Genomic DNA, 15,473 nt, shown 5'->3' on the forward strand with positions numbered 1-15,473 from the left:
CATCTAAATCAGAAGCCTTCCAATACAAAAGACCGTGCGGTCATCCCGCACGGTCTTTCTCATTGACACCCACACCAAATCGACGATCACCGGTCTCAGCGGACCTGGACCTCGATTCGACGAGGCTTTGCTTCTTCGGATTTTGGCAAGTGCAGTGTCAGCACGCCGTCCTTCAACTCGGCAGTGATACCGGCCGCGTCAATCTTTTCACCGATCGTAAAACTTCGTTGGAAGTCACCGACTTCGTACTCGGACTGCAGGCAGCGGTCCGCTTCGACATGACGCGCAACCCGTCCGCGAACGGTCAACAATCGGTTCTCAAACTGGATGTCCAAATCCGCGGGGTCAACACCGGGCAAATCGCCCAACAGCGTCAACGCCTGCTCGCCTTCCCAGATATCGAATCGCGGCGTGAACATTTTGCCGCGGTTGCTGTTCTGGGTCTGTTCTTTCGAACGATCCTTTGGACGAACCATTGAGGTCGTCTTTTTATCTGACCCATTGGAATGGGTCGTCATGGCAGTGCTCATGAGTTTCTCCAATCAATCAATTAGGGTTGGGCCAAGGTAAAACCAATCGGTCAGTTCGACTGAACTTCAATTCGGCGTGGCTTGGCCGTTTCGCTTTTTGGCAACGTGATCTTTAGAATACCGTGCTGGAAGTCTGCCGAAACTTGATCGGCATCCACGTCCGCAGGCAATTCCATCGTTCGATGGAAGCTTCCAAAGCCACGCTCCTGACGATGCCAAGTCCCGCCTTCCATCTCCGGAGCGGATCGTTCGCCTTTGAGAGTGAGCTGATTCGCATCGACATAAATCTCAAGCTGCTCGGAATTGAATCCGGGCAACTCGGCCTCGACGTAGACCGTGCCTTCGTCTTCCCAAACATTCAGTGCGGGAAAGGTGACAACGGATGTGGGGGATGAACCACCTCGAGAGAACAAACGATCCATCTCACGAGAAAGTTGGCTCAATTCGTTCCAGGGTTCCCAACGAGTCGCTAACATTTTTGATCCTCCGTCTACACGAATGTGCAAGCAAAGTTTGTTGATTCAGTTTCCTTCGACAGCGAATGTCAATCTGACAGGCGGCGTCGTTTGAGAACTGCAAAATGCAACGAGTGTGCCAATCGATGGCGAAGCGACCTCAAATTCAGGCCCTCAAAAACGAACCAAACCGTGAACCGGAGTCGTTCGTAGAACTGGGTTTGGACCGACGCGACGGAAGACCATCGCGATGGATCATGAGCCGAAAATTGGCTTGTTGAGGAAGAGCGGCGTGAGTTTAAAACTCACGACCAAGCGGTGGTCTACTGGACCTGACGCAATTGCAGCGTGTCGATGATTTTCTCATCGGCCAAAGCGTTGGTGATGACCCCCAACCAAACCCCCGTTTTGCACCAACCGCTTTCCTTCAGAACTTCCAGTGCGTTGGTGATCGTTTGATCGTGATCTTCGGAGAACTCCATGAAGAACGGCTCCACACCCCAAGGCAGCATCAAGTGACGGAACGTGTGTTCGACGTCCGTGAAGGCGAAGATCGGCACGCCTCGAGGACGCAGGGCACCCAGGACGTAGGCGAGAAAACCGCTGCGAGTGAAGACCACAATTCCTGAATCGCCCATCTCCTGTGCCAAAGTGCACGCCGATCGCAGCATCATCGATTTGGGTTCGCGAAGCACTATCTTCGAGTTCAATTGGCGGCTGACCGTTGGCTCAATGCTGGCGACAATGTTTTGCAGCACACCTACGGACTCCAGTGGGTATTTGCCCGTGGTCGTTTCGCCCGACAACATCACCGCGTCGGCTTGTTCACGAATTGCATTGGATACGTCAGACACTTCCGCACGAGTTGGAACCGGTGATTGGATCATCGATTCGAGCAGGTGCGTGGCGATGATGACGGGTTTGCCGTCTTCTTGGCAGGCACGGATCAAATCGGTTTGAACAAGTGGCAATCGGTGGTAATCGATTTCAACGCCAAGGTCACCGCGAGCGACCATAATCGCATCGGATTGCCTGATGATCGCCTTCATGTTGCGAACACCAGCTTGGTCTTCGATCTTTGAAATGATTCGCGCGGGTGATCCGTGTTCGTCCAAGAAGGCACGAAGCGTGCGGACGTCTTCGGCTTGGCGAACAAACGACAGTGCAACGAAGTCGATGCCCGCTTTGACACCCGCCGCCAAATCGGTTCGGTCTTTGTCCGTGATCGCGGGCAAGTTGACTTGGACGCCCGGCAAGTTGATGTGACGTCGTGATTCCAGAACGCCCGGTGTGATCACGCGACAGCGGACCGTGGTCGCGTCTTTTTTCAGCACATGCCAGTGCAACAAACCACTATCAACCAAGATCGTGCTGTCTAAATCAATCGCACCAGGCAGCCCCGGGTAATTCACACTCACTCGAGGAGTTCCGTCAGACTCAGTGGTTGACTGATCCGCGCAGTCTTCGGTGAACAGAACCAGCTCGTCGCCGGCTTTCAGCTCAATTGCATCCTCAACGGCACCGGTTCGAATCTCGGGGCCTTTGATGTCCATCATCACCGCTACGTGACGACTGATGTCCTTGGACACCTTTCGAATTCGTGCGACGATATCGCCGACCCACTCGGGCGTTCCGTGCGCCATATTGAGTCGCATGACATCGACGCCCGCTTCGATCAACGCCGCTAGTTTTTCAGGGGACTCGGTTGCCGGGCCGATCGTGGCAATGATTTTGGTGTGACGGTAGTCCTGCACGGTTGCGTCTCAATGAGCGGAAATAAGTGACGAGGCGGCGAAGTGTCGCGGGCGAAGGCTCCACAAACAAGCAGTCGGCCAACCAACGGCTATCATTACACCAGTGACTGCTTTGTTGGTCACATTTGCCTCCGTTCGCCAGGCGGGTCACAATGCCGGGCAGCTTCCGAACATTCGCGATTTTGGATTTCGCACGATGTCACCTCTTGAAATGCAGCCTACGTTCTCTATGGACTTTCCGGTCTCATCGGATGTCCTTGTGAGCCGAGTGCGGTCGGCGATCAAGTCGCTTGGATCGAACACCCGGGCGGTCGCCGCGGGCAAGTGCATCGAGATTGCTCCGCCGAAAGCGGAGACTCGATTCTGGTCGCCTCATTTGTCGGTCCAAATCGGAGACGCGCCGGCGAGCTCTGACGCTCAAACCGAAGTCACCTCGTCCACGGGTTCTCCCAACGATCAATCGCATTGCCAGCTATTCGGACGTTTTTCGCCGAGACCGGAGATCTGGACCTTCTGCATGTTTTTGTACCTCGTGATGGCAATGGTTCTGTGTGGCGGTTTGCTGGTTGGGTACGTGCAGTGGAGCCTTGGTGCGTCTTTGACGGGGCTTTGGCTGGTACCAATTTCGCTGGGCGTTATCGCTGGATTGCACGTGGCGAGCTTGGCCGGGCAGGGATTGAGCCGCCATCAAATGATTGAATTGCGTGAGCAGTTGGATCAAATTTTGGCTTTGGCCATCCAAGAAACTCCCACTACGGAACGCCCCGGCTTGTCGACGGCAGACCAAACGCCGACGATGCGGGTCGAAATTACGTCCTGATCTTCCTCATCTCTTTCCCCGCTGACCCCCTGGTTCCATGAGCGTTGCTGATTCCAGTGCTGCCGATTCTGTTGCTGCCCCGGACACTGCCGACACGTCATCGTCCGTCGGTGTGTTTTCGCCTCCGGGATACTACGACGCATTGGCTCAACAAGTCCTCGACGGCACGCCGATCACCCGTGAGCAAGCTCTGGCGATGTTGGAAGCGTCCGACCTGGACGTGCCCGCGATCATCTCGGCCGGTTACCGAATTCGTCATCAGTACTTTGGCAACACCGTCCAGCTGTACTTTTTGATGAACGCCAAGAGCGGTTTGTGCCCCGAGGATTGTCACTACTGCAGCCAATCCAAGGTCTCCGACGCTCCCGTTCCCAAGTACAACATTCTCAAACGAGATGCGTTGATGGACGCCGCCAAAGTCGCGGCCGAACGAGGTGCGAAGACCTACTGCTTGGTAATCTCCGCTCGCGGACCAAACGAACGCGAGATGAAAGCGGTCGAGGAAATCGTTCCTGAGATCAAACAGAAATACAACTTGGACATCTGCGCCTGCTTGGGGTTGCTGGATGAATCTCAAGCGGCTCGGCTGAAGGCTTGTGGTGTCGACCGAGTCAACCACAACCTCAACAGCAGCGAAACGCACTACGAAAAGATTTGCACAACCCATACATACGAAGACCGCGTTCAAACGCTGCGTCACGTTCGCGATGCGGGCATGGAAATGTGTAGCGGCGGCATCATCGGGATGGGTGAATCCAAATCCGACATCGTGTCGATGGCGTTCGATCTCAACGAGCTTGGTGTGCAATCGATTCCCGTCAACATTCTCAACGCGATCGACGGCACGCCTTTGGAAGGCACCGCCGCGCTGACTCCTCAAGACGCGCTCAAAGCACTCGCCATGTTCCGGTTCGTGAACCCCGATCGTGAACTGCGGATCGCCGGCGGTCGCGAACTGCACTTGCGTCAGTTGCAACCGATGGGGCTGTACGTTGCCAACAGCGTATTTGTCGGAGACTACCTGACGACGCAAGGCCAAGCACCACAAGCGGATTACGACATGATTCGCGACCTCGGTTTCGATGTCACCGGTTCGTGCGAAGAGATGAGCGTCTGAGGTGGAAACCACCGATCGTCGTTCACGATTGCAAGACGTTTTTGACACCGATGATCCGGTTGCCATCGTCACGGGCAGTGGTTCGCCGCGGGTCGGCCGCGTCATCGCGGAAGAGCTTTCGCGGCGTGGTTGCCATGTCGCTTTGCACGCCAACACCAGCATCGACGAAGCCCAGCAAGCCGCCTCGCAGTGGCAGCAACGATTCGGCCGCGAAGCAATCGTCGTCCAAGGATCGCTCGAAGAAGATGCAACCTGCGACGCGATCATCGATCAAACGCATCAGCACTTTGGCCGGCTCGACATTCTGGTCAACAGTGCGGCGATCTGGACGCCAACACGATTTGAGAACATCACCGGTGAAGAGATACGACGGTACTTCCAAATCAACTCCGTCGCGTCGCTGCTGTGCGCCCGAGCTGCCGGCCGACACATGGTCGCTCAATCGAGTGGCGGCTGCATCATCAACCTCGGTGACTGGGCCACCGTTCGACCGTATGCCGAACATGCCGCTTACTTTCCCAGCAAAGGCGCGATCGAGGTCATGACCCGGTCGTTGGCTGTAGAACTGGGTGCCAACAACGCTCGTGTTCGAGTCAACTGCGTTCAACCAGGACCGGTGTTGCTGTCCGATGATGTCTCACAGGAGATAGTCAACGAGCTGGCAAATAGCACCCTGGCTCGGCGAGTTGGAACGCCCGAAGATGTCGCTCACGCGGTCGGATTCTTCTGCGAAAACACATTCGTCACCGGAGTCTGTTTGCCGATCGACGGCGGTCGCAGCATCTTTGCACCGGATGGCCTTCAGATCGGTCGCAACACCGGATGAATCTGGCATCGCTAGACTGTCGCGACGCTCTTCCCGCGACTGAAATTCTGCAATCCAAATCATGCAACACGGACGCACCTCCACCCAACGGAATGAACCAAGATGACCGATTCAACAACCACGACTCCCTTCAAACCCGTGGAGCTGTACACCGATGGTGCCTGCAGCGGGAACCCGGGGCCGGGTGGATGGGCGTTTGTGTTGCGTTGCCCGCGAACGCTGAAAGAGATTCAGCGATCAGGCGGTCAACCTCACACGACCAACAACCAAATGGAATTGATGGCGGTCATCCGCGGGCTCGAGGCTCTCAAAGAACCCTGCGCCGTCGATCTGTACTCCGACAGCAAGTACGTCGGGCAGGGGATGTCAAGCTGGATGGCCGGCTGGAAAAGTCGCGGCTGGAAACGTAAAGACGGTTCTAAGTTGGTGCCGGTCAAGAACGTCGAACTGTGGCAAGAACTCGATCGGCAAATGCAAGATCACCGGGTGACGTACCACCACGTCAAAGGTCACGCCGGGCACACCGAAAACGAACTGTGCGACCAATTAGCGGTCGCGGCCTACCAGCAGTATCTCTAACACTGGTCGCACGCGTAAGATGAGGCAGCTTGCCGCTGTGAGCGCCGAATGCTCGCTTTGCGAATCGGCGATCGGTTTATGTTCTTCGTTTGGTCAGTAAGGTTGTCATGTCCCAAAAGAAAGTCGTCATTGTTGGGGCCGGACCTGGTGGATTGGCCTCAGCGATGCAGCTCGCCGCGGGCGGTTGCGATGTGACCATCCTGGAACGCCGCGGCCAGGTCGGCGGCCGGACGTCCGCGATCGAAATCGATGGTTTCCGTTTCGACTGCGGCCCCACGTTTTTCCTCTATCCACGCGTGCTCGACGAGATCTTTCACTCGACCGGTCGCGACTTGATGGAAGAGGTCCCGATGGAGCGTTTGGATCCGCAGTATCGGCTGACATTCGGTGGCGGCGGTCAACTGGACTGCACCCCTGACATGGACGAGATGGATCGCCAGATCGCTCAGTTTTCACCGCAAGACGTTGGGCAACTGAAGCGGTACATGGACGACAACCGGATCAAGCTGGAAAAGTTTCGCCCGATCTTGGAATCACCGTTCCATTCCGCGATGGACGTGATGAAGCCGTCCTTGCTGGGTGCGGCCAAACACCTGCACCCGTTCCGCACGCTGGGCAAAGAACTTGAACGATACTTCAGCGACCCACGTCTAGTCATCGCGTTCGCGTTCCAATCCAAGTACCTCGGGATGTCGCCATTCAACTGCCCGAGTTTGTTCAGCATCCTGTCGTTTCTCGAATACGAATACGGCGTCTTCCATCCCATCGGCGGCTGCAGTCGCGTCAGCGAGAAGATGGCCGAGATCGCCGAAGAGATGGGCGTGAAGATCCGGCTGAACGAACCAGTCGATTCAATCGAAATGGAAGGCCGACGAGTTCGTGCGTTGCATACTGAAAACGATCGCTACGACGCGGATGCGTTTGTCGTCAACGCCGACTTCGCGGACTGGATGACAAAGACGGTTCCCAACACGTCTCGCAAACGTTGGTCGGACGAACAGATCGCGCAGAAGAAGTTCTCCTGCAGCACTTACATGTTGTACCTGGGCGTCGAAGGCCTCTACGAAGATCTTCCGCACCACAGCATCCACATCAGCAACGACTACAATCGCAACCTGCGTGAGATCGAAACGGATCACGTCCTCAGCCAAGATCCCTCGGTGTATGTCCAGAACGCGGGCGTGACCGATCCAACCTTGGCACCCGCCGGACACAGTTCTCTGTATGTACTGGTCCCCGTCACGCATGACACCGAAAATGTTGACTGGTCAAAAGAAGCCGCCGGTTTTCGCGAATTGACTCTCGACAAACTTGGTGAACTCGGCCTGACCGATGTGCGTGATCGAATTCGAGTGGAACACCAAATCACTCCTGACGATTGGCAAAGCGACTACTCGATCTACAAGGGTGCAACGTTCAACCTGGCACACAACTTGGGTCAAATGCTTCACATGCGACCACGCAATCGCTTTGAAGAACTCGATGGCGTTTATCTGGTCGGCGGCGGAACTCATCCGGGCAGCGGATTGCCGGTGATCTATGAATCCAGTCGCATCAGTTCGCGATTGTTGCTGCAAGACTTGGGGATCGACACGGGCTTCATCGACGACTCCGCCCGCGGTGTGCCGCCGCGTCCCGAACCAGCTGTAGTGGCATAAGCTTCCAAGCTGTGATTCTCATTCCAACGAATGGATACATTGCCACGAAGCCTTCACGAAGAATGACACTACCAACGCTGGCTCACAACGTTGGCTCGCAAAGCAGCTAGAATCCTGGGTCTGAACTTACATTCCAGATCCATGCATTCATCACGAGCCCCACGTGAACATTCGATCTCCATTGCCACGCCGAACAAGCGTCTCCGCTGCTGTTCCCTTCTGCATCGCGGCCTGCTTCGTCAGCCTTGCCACCACCATGTGCTCGGCCCAAACGTCCGCATCGAACTCAACGGTTCGTCCGTCGCATCCCAAAGCTCACGCGCACAACGACTACTTGCATGAGCGTCCGCTGCTGGACGCCCTCGACAACGGATTCCGCAGCATCGAAGCAGATATCTTTTTGGTCGATGGTGACCTCTGGGTCGCACACTCCACTGCAGAACTCTCCGCCGATCGAACGTTGAAAGCGTTGTACCTCGATCCGCTGCGTCAGCGGATGCAATCCCACGCGAATGATTCCTCGGACTCTTTCCAAAGCGTCGAAGGCGATGGCCAACCCGTTACGCTGTTGATCGATTTGAAGTCCGAAGGAGAGTCCACCTACCGCGCGCTCAATCAACTGCTTTCGAAGTACGAAGATGTGTTCACGCATGTTGATTCCGATGGCGTGCATCGTCGCGGGGTCACGGCGATCATCAGCGGCAATCGCCCCATCGAATTGGTCCAGTCGGACTTGCCGCGGTTTGTTGGCGTGGACGGGCGACTCAGTGATTTGAAGAGCGACTACTCAGCCGACCTGATGCCGTTGATCAGCGATCATTGGGGCCGCAATTTCCAGTGGCGAGGCAAAGGCGACTTGCCCGCGGCCGACCGAGAAAAGCTGAGCCAGATCCTAAAACAAGCCCACCAGAAAAATCGCCGGATTCGGTTCTGGGCCACGCCTGACCACGAATCCGCCTGGGAGGTCCTGCACGAAGCCGGAGTCGACCTGATCAACACGGACGACCTCGAAGGACTCAACCAGTTCCTGCAGTCGAAGTGATGGATCGCGGGCCAGCGACACTTGAGGAAATCCGGGCTTCGCCTCCGAATCGGCCTGATCGACGAGATTCCTTAGCCGGAGCGTAAAATTGCGAGTCTTGGAACTTTGACGGCACAAGGTGGATGAATACGCCGCACGAAGCGTGCATAATGTGCATGCTTCCCCGTTGTCCCACCTTCCTCTCCTTTCCATAGGCCCGCCATGAAATCTGCCCCAGCCTCCTCCACCCGTGACTCGCGAATCAGTCGTCGTCAGTTCACCGCGACCGGAATCGCGGTCGGGGCGGCCATTGGTGTTCACACCAGCCGATCCGCTTCCGCCCAAGCCACCTCGCCCAACGAAAAACTTGGCGTGGCAATTTGTGGCGTCAACAGCCGCGGTGGAGAACACATTCGCGGATTCGACAAAGACCCCCGCACCGAAATCCGAGTGTTGGTCGACATCGATGAAAAAGTCGGCAACAGCCGCGCTGACAAGGTCGCTGACCTGCAAGGACTTCGCCCCAAAGTCGTCAAAGACTTTCGCGAAGCCTTGGACATGGACGATGTGCAGATCTTGACCAGCGCCACGCCCAATCACTGGCACGCGTTGATGGGTGTCGAAGCGATGCAGGCGGGCAAGGACGTCTACATCGAAAAACCGATCAGCCACAACATTCACGAAGGCCGTGCCCTCGTCGCCGCAGCAGCCAAGTACGGCCGCATGTTCCAAACCGGTACCCAGTGCCGTAGCAGCTCTGGCATTCGCGAAGGCATGCAGTTCCTCGCTGATGGTGGAATCGGCGAAGTCAAGCTTGCCCGTGGCCTTTGCTACAAACGACGCAAGTCGATCGGCCCATTGGGTGACTATGAAATTCCCGCGGGCGTCGACTTCAATCAGTGGAGCGGACCGGCCACCTACACCGATCCCAAACTGACGCGTCAGCGATTCCATTATGACTGGCACTGGCAACGTCACTACGGCAATGGCGACTCGGGCAACCAAGGTCCTCACCAAACCGACGTTGCACGTTGGGGATTGGGTCTGGATCGTCACCCCAACGCGGTGCTGAGCTACGCCGGCCGTTTGGGTTACAAAGCGGAACGCAAAGACCCCGACTACGTCGATGCTGGCGACACCGCCAACACTCAAGTATCGATTTACGATTACGGCGATAAAACGATCGTGTTTGAAACTCGCGGCCTCAGCGTTGACGAGTCGGCCGACCAAGAAATCAACGAGCTGTTCGGCTACAGCAAAGGCAACAAGATCGGCGTCATCTTCTACGGTGAAGACGGCTATCTCGTTCAAGGTCCCAGCTACAGCCGTTGTGCCGTGTTCGATAAAGAACGCAAATTGGTGCGTGAATTCAAGACGACATCCAACGTCGGTGACGCCCACTTTGCGAACTTCCTCGATGCGGTACAGTCTCGCGACGCCTCCACGCTTCATGCGGATGCGCGCTGCGGTCACCTGTCGGCTGCGGTCGCTCACCTGGGCAACATTTCGTACTACGTTGGTCAAGAAAACCGGGTCGATCCCAAAACGATCTCCGAGTCACTCGCGAATATTTCGTCTCTGGATGACGATCAAGCCACGCTCGACCGAACGCTTCAGCACCTTCGGGACAACAACGTTGATCCTGAAAAAGAGCAGCTGTCGCTCGGCCCCGTGCTGAAGTTTGATCCCGAGTCGGAAAGCTTTGTCGACAACGACGAAGCCAAAGCGATGGAAACTCGCGAGTATCGCGACGGGTTTGTCGTTCCCAGTGCGGCTGACGTTTGATTTTCCAAACCTCTCGCAACGGTCCCTGATGTGAACGAAGCTGAAACGATTCGATATCACGCCGCCCACGATGGGCGGCCAGCAGAACTGGATCTGCTGGATCAAACCAAGTTGCCTGGAACGCTAACGCGTTTGGTTTGCACAACCATCGACCAAACGCACGATGCGATTCAACGTTTGGTCGTTCGCGGTGCACCCGCCATCGGCATCGCCGCCGCTTACGGGGTCACCCTGACTCCGGTTGATGCCTACGCAAGCGCGAGCCTGCCTGAAGTGCAGGCTCGGTATCGGCAAACGATCGATCATCTGGCGACCAGCCGACCGACGGCGGTCAATCTCTTCTGGGCCCTCGATCGCATGCGAGCGATCGTCGATGGTTTCGCCGGAGAAGTCGCCGAGCTTCGCGAGCAATTGGTGACTGAAGCCATTCGCATTCATGATGATGATCGGCAGATGTGTCGATCCATCGGCCGCAATGGCGCGACGCTATTGGCTCATTGCAAAAGCGTCATGACTCACTGCAACGCCGGATCGCTGGCAACTTCGATGTGGGGAACGGCCCTGGCACCGATGTACCACTTGCACGAGTCCGGCCACACGCTGGAGGTGTTTGCCGATGAAACGCGGCCGCTGCTTCAGGGAGCCCGTCTGACGGCCTGGGAACTTCACCAAGCCGGGATCCCGGTCACCGTCTGCACGGACTCCATGTCCGGCAGTTTGATGCGGCAAGGCCGAGTCGACGCCGTCATCGTGGGAGCCGACCGAATCGCGGCCAATGGAGACGTCGCTAACAAGATCGGAACCTACCCGCTGGCGGTGCTGGCCAAATACCACAACATTCCGTTCTACGTCGCGGCGCCGACAAACACGTTTGATGCCGAACTCGAATCGGGCGATCTGATTCCGATCGAGCAACGCAATGCGGACGAGGTTTCGTATCCTTGCGGGGCCGATTCACCTCGCCATACTCCAGAGGGGGTCACGGTCGTGAATCCCGCATTCGATGTGACGCCGGCGGAATTGGTGACAGCGGTGATCACCGAAAAAGGCGTGATTTCTGGGCCCGACACCACAAAAGTCCGGGCTCATCTCGATGCGTGACCAAACGTGTCACGCTCCTAGCTGATACTACTTGTGTGGACGAGAGAAACAGTTGTCTCAGGGTGAGACGGCCTCTCGTTTTGAAATGAGTTGAACGCGAGCTGGTTGGAACAAACTGTCATCGATCCAAACCAAGTCTGAAATCAAATCGATTTGCGAATGTAGCCATTTTCCGCTTAGAATGTGTTTTATGAGCATACGCGAATGATTTAAGAGGATTTGGAAGTTTAGGTGAACCTTATGGCGCAGATCTTGCTCATTAAAGTTTCCTCACGAGGGCATCGCCCCCGTGTTGCAAAGTGAAACGAGAACAACCCTCTCTTGTCTGAGACGTTGAACTCGAAAACCAACGCTTGAAACGATTTTCAAAACGCAAAAGCATCCCGCAGGGAAAGGATTCAGAAATGTTGGTACTTAGTCGAAAAGAAGGCGAAAAGCTGGTCATCGGTGACAACATCGTGATCACGGTCAACCGAATCGCTGGCAATCGTGTCGCAATCGGCATCGAAGCTCCTCGAGAAGTTTCGATCGTGCGTGGCGAATTGGATCAACGTGACAGCGTTGATCGGGCCAGCAAAGGCAAAGCGGGTGCTCCAAACTCGGCCATGCTTGACCACGATATCGCTGTCGCTGGTCAAGCCGAACGTTGATTGCCGCTCTCTCACACTGAGTCCCGTCCTTCCCTCTGTCTCGCCTCGCGGATCTTTTTCCGCGTCGATTGAGACCGAATTGGTTGGATCTTTGAAGCAGATGCTTCACGTGCCGAGGCTGTCCCAAGCCTTCACGTTGCGCCGGTGCGACACATCAGGTGTGCAATCAGGGACCAGTGTGAACATGCGGCTGGTTGGAAATCGTCCGCCGCATGAGATCTTTCGTTTCGCAAATTGCGAAAAGCGATTCGCATCTCCAGCGCGCTTCGTATCTCAAGCGGGATAGGGGCTGATCCGACTGATCGTCAGATTGCCTGAAAAACATCGCTCAACGTCCGTGCCCGAAGACCGGGGCCGTCCATGGAAATCCGATTGGATCTGGATCGGTTGACGTTCCACTCGCCTAGGCAATGCTTCCGAACCGGTCGCAGATTGAGACGCATCCGGAACATCCGCTGGATCTTTAAGCGTCCCGGCTCGCTGCATTGGCTTTCGCTCCACTTCGCAATCGAACATCGGCGGCAAATCCGTGTCCGGATCAATTGCTGGCAAATTGACGTTCCACAATTGTCCCGGTTGATGCTCGGAATCGTTTGTCGGCAATCCGCCGGCGGAATTGCCGGGCAACGTCACTTCGCGAAAGAATGAGTCCAAAACAGGCCTGAGCCATCGCCCCGTATGATCCCAAGTCTTGGGCACATCCGGACGTCGGTAGTGCGAAACCGCCATGCTGTGGACACCATGCAGTGCCGCTTCGCGGGCGGCGGCAAATGTTCCGCTGACCAGCAAATCAACACCCAGGTTGGCTCCCGCATTGATTCCTGAGAACACCAGCGAAGCATTGGGGCACAGCACCGTCATGGCAGAACGAACACAATCGACCGGAGTTCCGTCGACCGCGAACCATCGGGATTGCAGTTCGGTGACGGCCAAGTCTCGGGTGGTCGTCACGCTGTGCCCACACTCGCTGCGTCCTCGATCGGGTGCGACCACCGTGAGGTCATAGCGATCTTCGTTGTCGGACATTCGAATCCATTCCGAAATCGCCTGATGCATTGCAAGCAAACCGGGTGCATCAATCCCATCGTCATTGGTCAATAGAATCGCGGTGCGTTGCATCAGCGGATCAGAGTCTTTGGCCGGAAGTAGATGTTCGATGAGGTCTTGTTCAGCGAGGTTTGCGTCGAATCAACGCTTGCGTCGCCGACACCAACGAGGGCATTTCACTGGGACGAGGATCAGGCGGGATCTGAACAAAATAATTCGCGTCGATACCCATCACTTCCCGGCGTGTCGCTGATTGGCGTGGGTCTTCGTCCAAGAACAAAGACGCCATCTCGAAGTCGCGGTCCCAAAGAATTTGATCTGCCAGAGACTCGATCAATTCATCCCACGCCGCCGTGTCTAGCGAGTGCAGATCTGGGATCCGAAATTCCGTTGGCATCACCTCGTCGACATGAATGACTTCGCCCGTTTTACGTTCCATGCCCAGCAAGTCATCGCGGACCAGACAATCAATTGCCGCGTCCCGGATCAATTGCCGCCAGTAAACGTTTTCGACGTCCAACGACAAATCCATTTCCATCTCCACGTGATGGTGCAGCTCCGAAAACAGAGCTGCCACGGTGGCTTCGGCAATGGCGCTGAGCGGCATGCCCTCGGGCGTGGGCTCCAACAAGTGCTGCGCAACGTCATGCAACAAAGCAATCTGTTGTTCGCTGTGCAGATTGTCGAACAGTTCGATCCCGGTCTCGCAGGACCAATCCGTATCGGGCTGCCATTCTTCATCGAACTGCATCAGCAGATCTTCGAGCAACGACTCAATCAATCGCTGCATCAATTCCGCTTCGGCACCTTCGAGCGTGCGATCGCCTTGGCTGGTGTGCCACATGGTCGTACCGATTGATGGTGTGATGGAACGGCATCTAACGAAAAAAGGCCACCGATCTGACTCGGTGGCCTCAGCATACTTCACAGCATCACCGCCGGGCTAGCCGACGGCGATTCTGGTCATGGATTCGCCATTTGTTCATCGTTCCACGAAAGGGTGCATCAACCTCAACCAACCATGCGATCGGCGCCCCGTCGGGTCGGCCGAGTGCGTCCGGCTTTTTCAGCATTTGCAGCTGCGTCTGCAAATTGATGCACGTGCACATCCATTTGAGGGAACGGGATACCGATTTCGGCCGCATCCAGTTGCGTTTTGATTTCGCCAGTCAAAGCCTCGGTCATCGGCCAAAAATTTGAGCTGGCAACCCACATGCGGACTTTCCAATTCACGGCACTGTCACCCAAACCAGCCAGCACGACGGCGCTGCCTCGATTTTCGCCTTGGATCACATTGGCAGACAACTGATCGACCGCGTTTTGAAGTGCAGTTCGAGTGGTTTGCAAATCGGCGGAGTAGTCCACACCGACGGGCACTTCGACACGGCGATGTTGATGGTGACTGATGTTCTCAATCGTTCCACCCGCGATTGCGCTGTTGGGAACGATGATGCGTCGGTTGTCAGGAGTGTCCAACGTCGTCGTGAACAAATCGATTTCATCAACCTTGCCTGTCACGCCAGCCGCGTTGACAACATCACCGACTTTGAACGGCCTAAACACCAACATCAAAACACCGGACGCGAAATTGCTGAGCGTTCCTTGGAACGCCAAACCGACGGCAAAGCCTGCCGCGGCCAACATCGCGGCCAATCCGCCCAGAGGTGCACCCAACTTCGTCAGCACACCACCGACGACGGCGAACATGATCGAGTAGAAAACCATCTTGCCGACGAACTTGCCAAGCGTTTCATCCACGCGTCGACAAACCGGCCGACTGATGACTCGCATCAAATACTTGGCCACCAAGTATCCGATGAAGATGACAAATAAACCCAAACCCGCTGATAGAAGTGCGGGTGCGAGATGTGTGGTGGCGTAATCCGTCAAACCATCGAAGTTGCCTTCGGTCATTTGACTGACCAAGTCCGACGTTGCATCCGCAAAACTTGGAGTGGAAGGATCGGTGGCTCCCAAGTTCATCTCAGAAGCAATGGTGGATGGTGAGATACTGGTTTCGGTCATAGCGAATCACGACAGCGCACGGAGCGGAAATAGAAGGCACGTTCTGCAGAACGTCGATACCTCATTCCAGCGAGGGGATTCAAGATCGATGCACACTTGTTTCCT

General features: G+C 56.0%; 15 protein-coding genes. 9 read left to right on the forward strand and 6 right to left on the reverse strand.

Going from position 1 to position 15,473, the window contains the following annotated elements:
* Positions 1 to 95: 95 nt before the first annotated feature.
* From RE6C_RS18035 to pyk, 3 genes are all read right to left on the reverse strand, one after another.
* Positions 96 to 476 (reverse strand): Hsp20/alpha crystallin family protein, encoded by a 381-nt coding sequence (locus RE6C_RS18035; protein WP_008658814.1) that lies wholly within the window; start codon positions 474 to 476, stop codon positions 96 to 98.
* Positions 477 to 580: 104 nt separating this feature from the next.
* A complete protein-coding gene (locus RE6C_RS18040) occupies positions 581 to 1,006 on the reverse strand; it encodes an Hsp20/alpha crystallin family protein (RefSeq protein WP_008658815.1) in 426 nt (141 codons plus the stop codon).
* 302 nt (positions 1,007 to 1,308) lie between these two features.
* On the reverse strand, positions 1,309 to 2,739 hold the full coding sequence (gene pyk, locus RE6C_RS18045; RefSeq protein WP_008658816.1) for a pyruvate kinase: 1,431 nt from the start codon (positions 2,737 to 2,739) through the stop codon (positions 1,309 to 1,311).
* 196 nt (positions 2,740 to 2,935) lie between these two features.
* On the opposite strand from pyk, the gene RE6C_RS18050 reads away from it, so the two are divergent.
* From RE6C_RS18050 to RE6C_RS18090, 9 genes are all read left to right on the forward strand, one after another.
* On the forward strand, positions 2,936 to 3,559 hold the full coding sequence (locus RE6C_RS18050; protein ID WP_236618318.1) for a hypothetical protein: 624 nt from the start codon (positions 2,936 to 2,938) through the stop codon (positions 3,557 to 3,559).
* A gap of 37 nt (positions 3,560 to 3,596) precedes the next feature.
* Entirely contained in the window at positions 3,597 to 4,676 is a 1,080-nt protein-coding gene (bioB, locus tag RE6C_RS18055; protein ID WP_008658819.1) for a biotin synthase BioB, read from the forward strand.
* A gap of 1 nt (position 4,677) precedes the next feature.
* Complete coding sequence (locus RE6C_RS18060; RefSeq protein WP_008658820.1) at positions 4,678 to 5,502, forward strand: SDR family NAD(P)-dependent oxidoreductase; 825 nt, start codon at positions 4,678 to 4,680, stop codon at positions 5,500 to 5,502.
* A 102-nt stretch (positions 5,503 to 5,604) separates the two neighbouring features.
* Positions 5,605 to 6,081: a ribonuclease HI gene (gene rnhA, locus RE6C_RS18065; protein WP_008658821.1), complete on the forward strand. Its 477-nt coding sequence runs from the start codon at positions 5,605 to 5,607 to the stop codon at positions 6,079 to 6,081.
* Between the two features lie 107 nt (positions 6,082 to 6,188).
* Entirely contained in the window at positions 6,189 to 7,739 is a 1,551-nt protein-coding gene (locus tag RE6C_RS18070; protein ID WP_008658822.1) for a phytoene desaturase, read from the forward strand.
* A gap of 163 nt (positions 7,740 to 7,902) precedes the next feature.
* Positions 7,903 to 8,781, forward strand: a complete 879-nt coding sequence (locus RE6C_RS18075) for a phosphatidylinositol-specific phospholipase C/glycerophosphodiester phosphodiesterase family protein (RefSeq protein WP_008658823.1) — start codon at positions 7,903 to 7,905, stop codon at positions 8,779 to 8,781.
* A 201-nt stretch (positions 8,782 to 8,982) separates the two neighbouring features.
* Positions 8,983 to 10,545, forward strand: a complete 1,563-nt coding sequence (locus RE6C_RS18080) for a Gfo/Idh/MocA family protein (protein WP_008658825.1) — start codon at positions 8,983 to 8,985, stop codon at positions 10,543 to 10,545.
* Positions 10,546 to 10,575: 30 nt separating this feature from the next.
* On the forward strand, positions 10,576 to 11,646 hold the full coding sequence (gene mtnA, locus RE6C_RS18085) for an S-methyl-5-thioribose-1-phosphate isomerase (protein WP_008658827.1): 1,071 nt from the start codon (positions 10,576 to 10,578) through the stop codon (positions 11,644 to 11,646).
* Between the two features lie 404 nt (positions 11,647 to 12,050).
* Positions 12,051 to 12,296, forward strand: a complete 246-nt coding sequence (locus tag RE6C_RS18090; protein ID WP_039962482.1) for a carbon storage regulator — start codon at positions 12,051 to 12,053, stop codon at positions 12,294 to 12,296.
* Positions 12,297 to 12,569: 273 nt separating this feature from the next.
* Here RE6C_RS18090 and surE read toward each other — a convergent pair whose 3' ends face one another.
* The 3 genes from surE to RE6C_RS18105 form a co-directional block, all read right to left on the reverse strand.
* The gene (surE, locus tag RE6C_RS18095; protein ID WP_008658830.1) at positions 12,570 to 13,415 is read right to left on the reverse strand and encodes a 5'/3'-nucleotidase SurE; all 846 of its coding nucleotides are present in this window, start codon (positions 13,413 to 13,415) and stop codon (positions 12,570 to 12,572) included.
* A gap of 49 nt (positions 13,416 to 13,464) precedes the next feature.
* Positions 13,465 to 14,187 carry a hypothetical protein gene (locus tag RE6C_RS18100; RefSeq protein ID WP_008658831.1) on the reverse strand — a complete coding sequence of 241 codons (723 nt, stop codon included), beginning with the start codon at positions 14,185 to 14,187 and terminating at the stop codon, positions 13,465 to 13,467.
* 167 nt (positions 14,188 to 14,354) lie between these two features.
* A complete protein-coding gene (locus RE6C_RS18105) occupies positions 14,355 to 15,368 on the reverse strand; it encodes a mechanosensitive ion channel family protein (protein WP_008658833.1) in 1,014 nt (337 codons plus the stop codon).
* Between the last annotated feature and the right edge of the window lie 105 nt (positions 15,369 to 15,473).

Source organism: Rhodopirellula europaea 6C (assembly GCF_000338295.1).
Classification (GTDB): Bacteria; Planctomycetota; Planctomycetia; order Pirellulales; family Pirellulaceae; genus Rhodopirellula; species Rhodopirellula europaea.

Bases quoted from the DNA above. Each gene is read 5' to 3' on its own strand.
- bioB (WP_008658819.1), top strand. From the start codon at position 3,597: ATGAGCGTTGCTGATTCCAGTGCTGCCGATTCTGTTGCTGCCCCGGAC.
- RE6C_RS18040 (WP_008658815.1), bottom strand. From the start codon at position 1,006: ATGTTAGCGACTCGTTGGGAACCCTGGAACGAATTGAGCCAACTTTCT.
- rnhA (WP_008658821.1), top strand. From the start codon at position 5,605: ATGACCGATTCAACAACCACGACTCCCTTCAAACCCGTGGAGCTGTAC.
- surE (WP_008658830.1), bottom strand. From the start codon at position 13,415: ATGCAACGCACCGCGATTCTATTGACCAATGACGATGGGATTGATGCA.
- RE6C_RS18070 (WP_008658822.1), top strand. From the start codon at position 6,189: ATGTCCCAAAAGAAAGTCGTCATTGTTGGGGCCGGACCTGGTGGATTG.
- RE6C_RS18100 (WP_008658831.1), bottom strand. From the start codon at position 14,187: ATGTGGCACACCAGCCAAGGCGATCGCACGCTCGAAGGTGCCGAAGCG.
- RE6C_RS18080 (WP_008658825.1), top strand. From the start codon at position 8,983: ATGAAATCTGCCCCAGCCTCCTCCACCCGTGACTCGCGAATCAGTCGT.
- RE6C_RS18105 (WP_008658833.1), bottom strand. From the start codon at position 15,368: ATGACCGAAACCAGTATCTCACCATCCACCATTGCTTCTGAGATGAAC.
- RE6C_RS18050 (WP_236618318.1), top strand. From the start codon at position 2,936: ATGTCACCTCTTGAAATGCAGCCTACGTTCTCTATGGACTTTCCGGTC.
- RE6C_RS18035 (WP_008658814.1), bottom strand. From the start codon at position 476: ATGGTTCGTCCAAAGGATCGTTCGAAAGAACAGACCCAGAACAGCAAC.
- RE6C_RS18090 (WP_039962482.1), top strand. From the start codon at position 12,051: ATGTTGGTACTTAGTCGAAAAGAAGGCGAAAAGCTGGTCATCGGTGAC.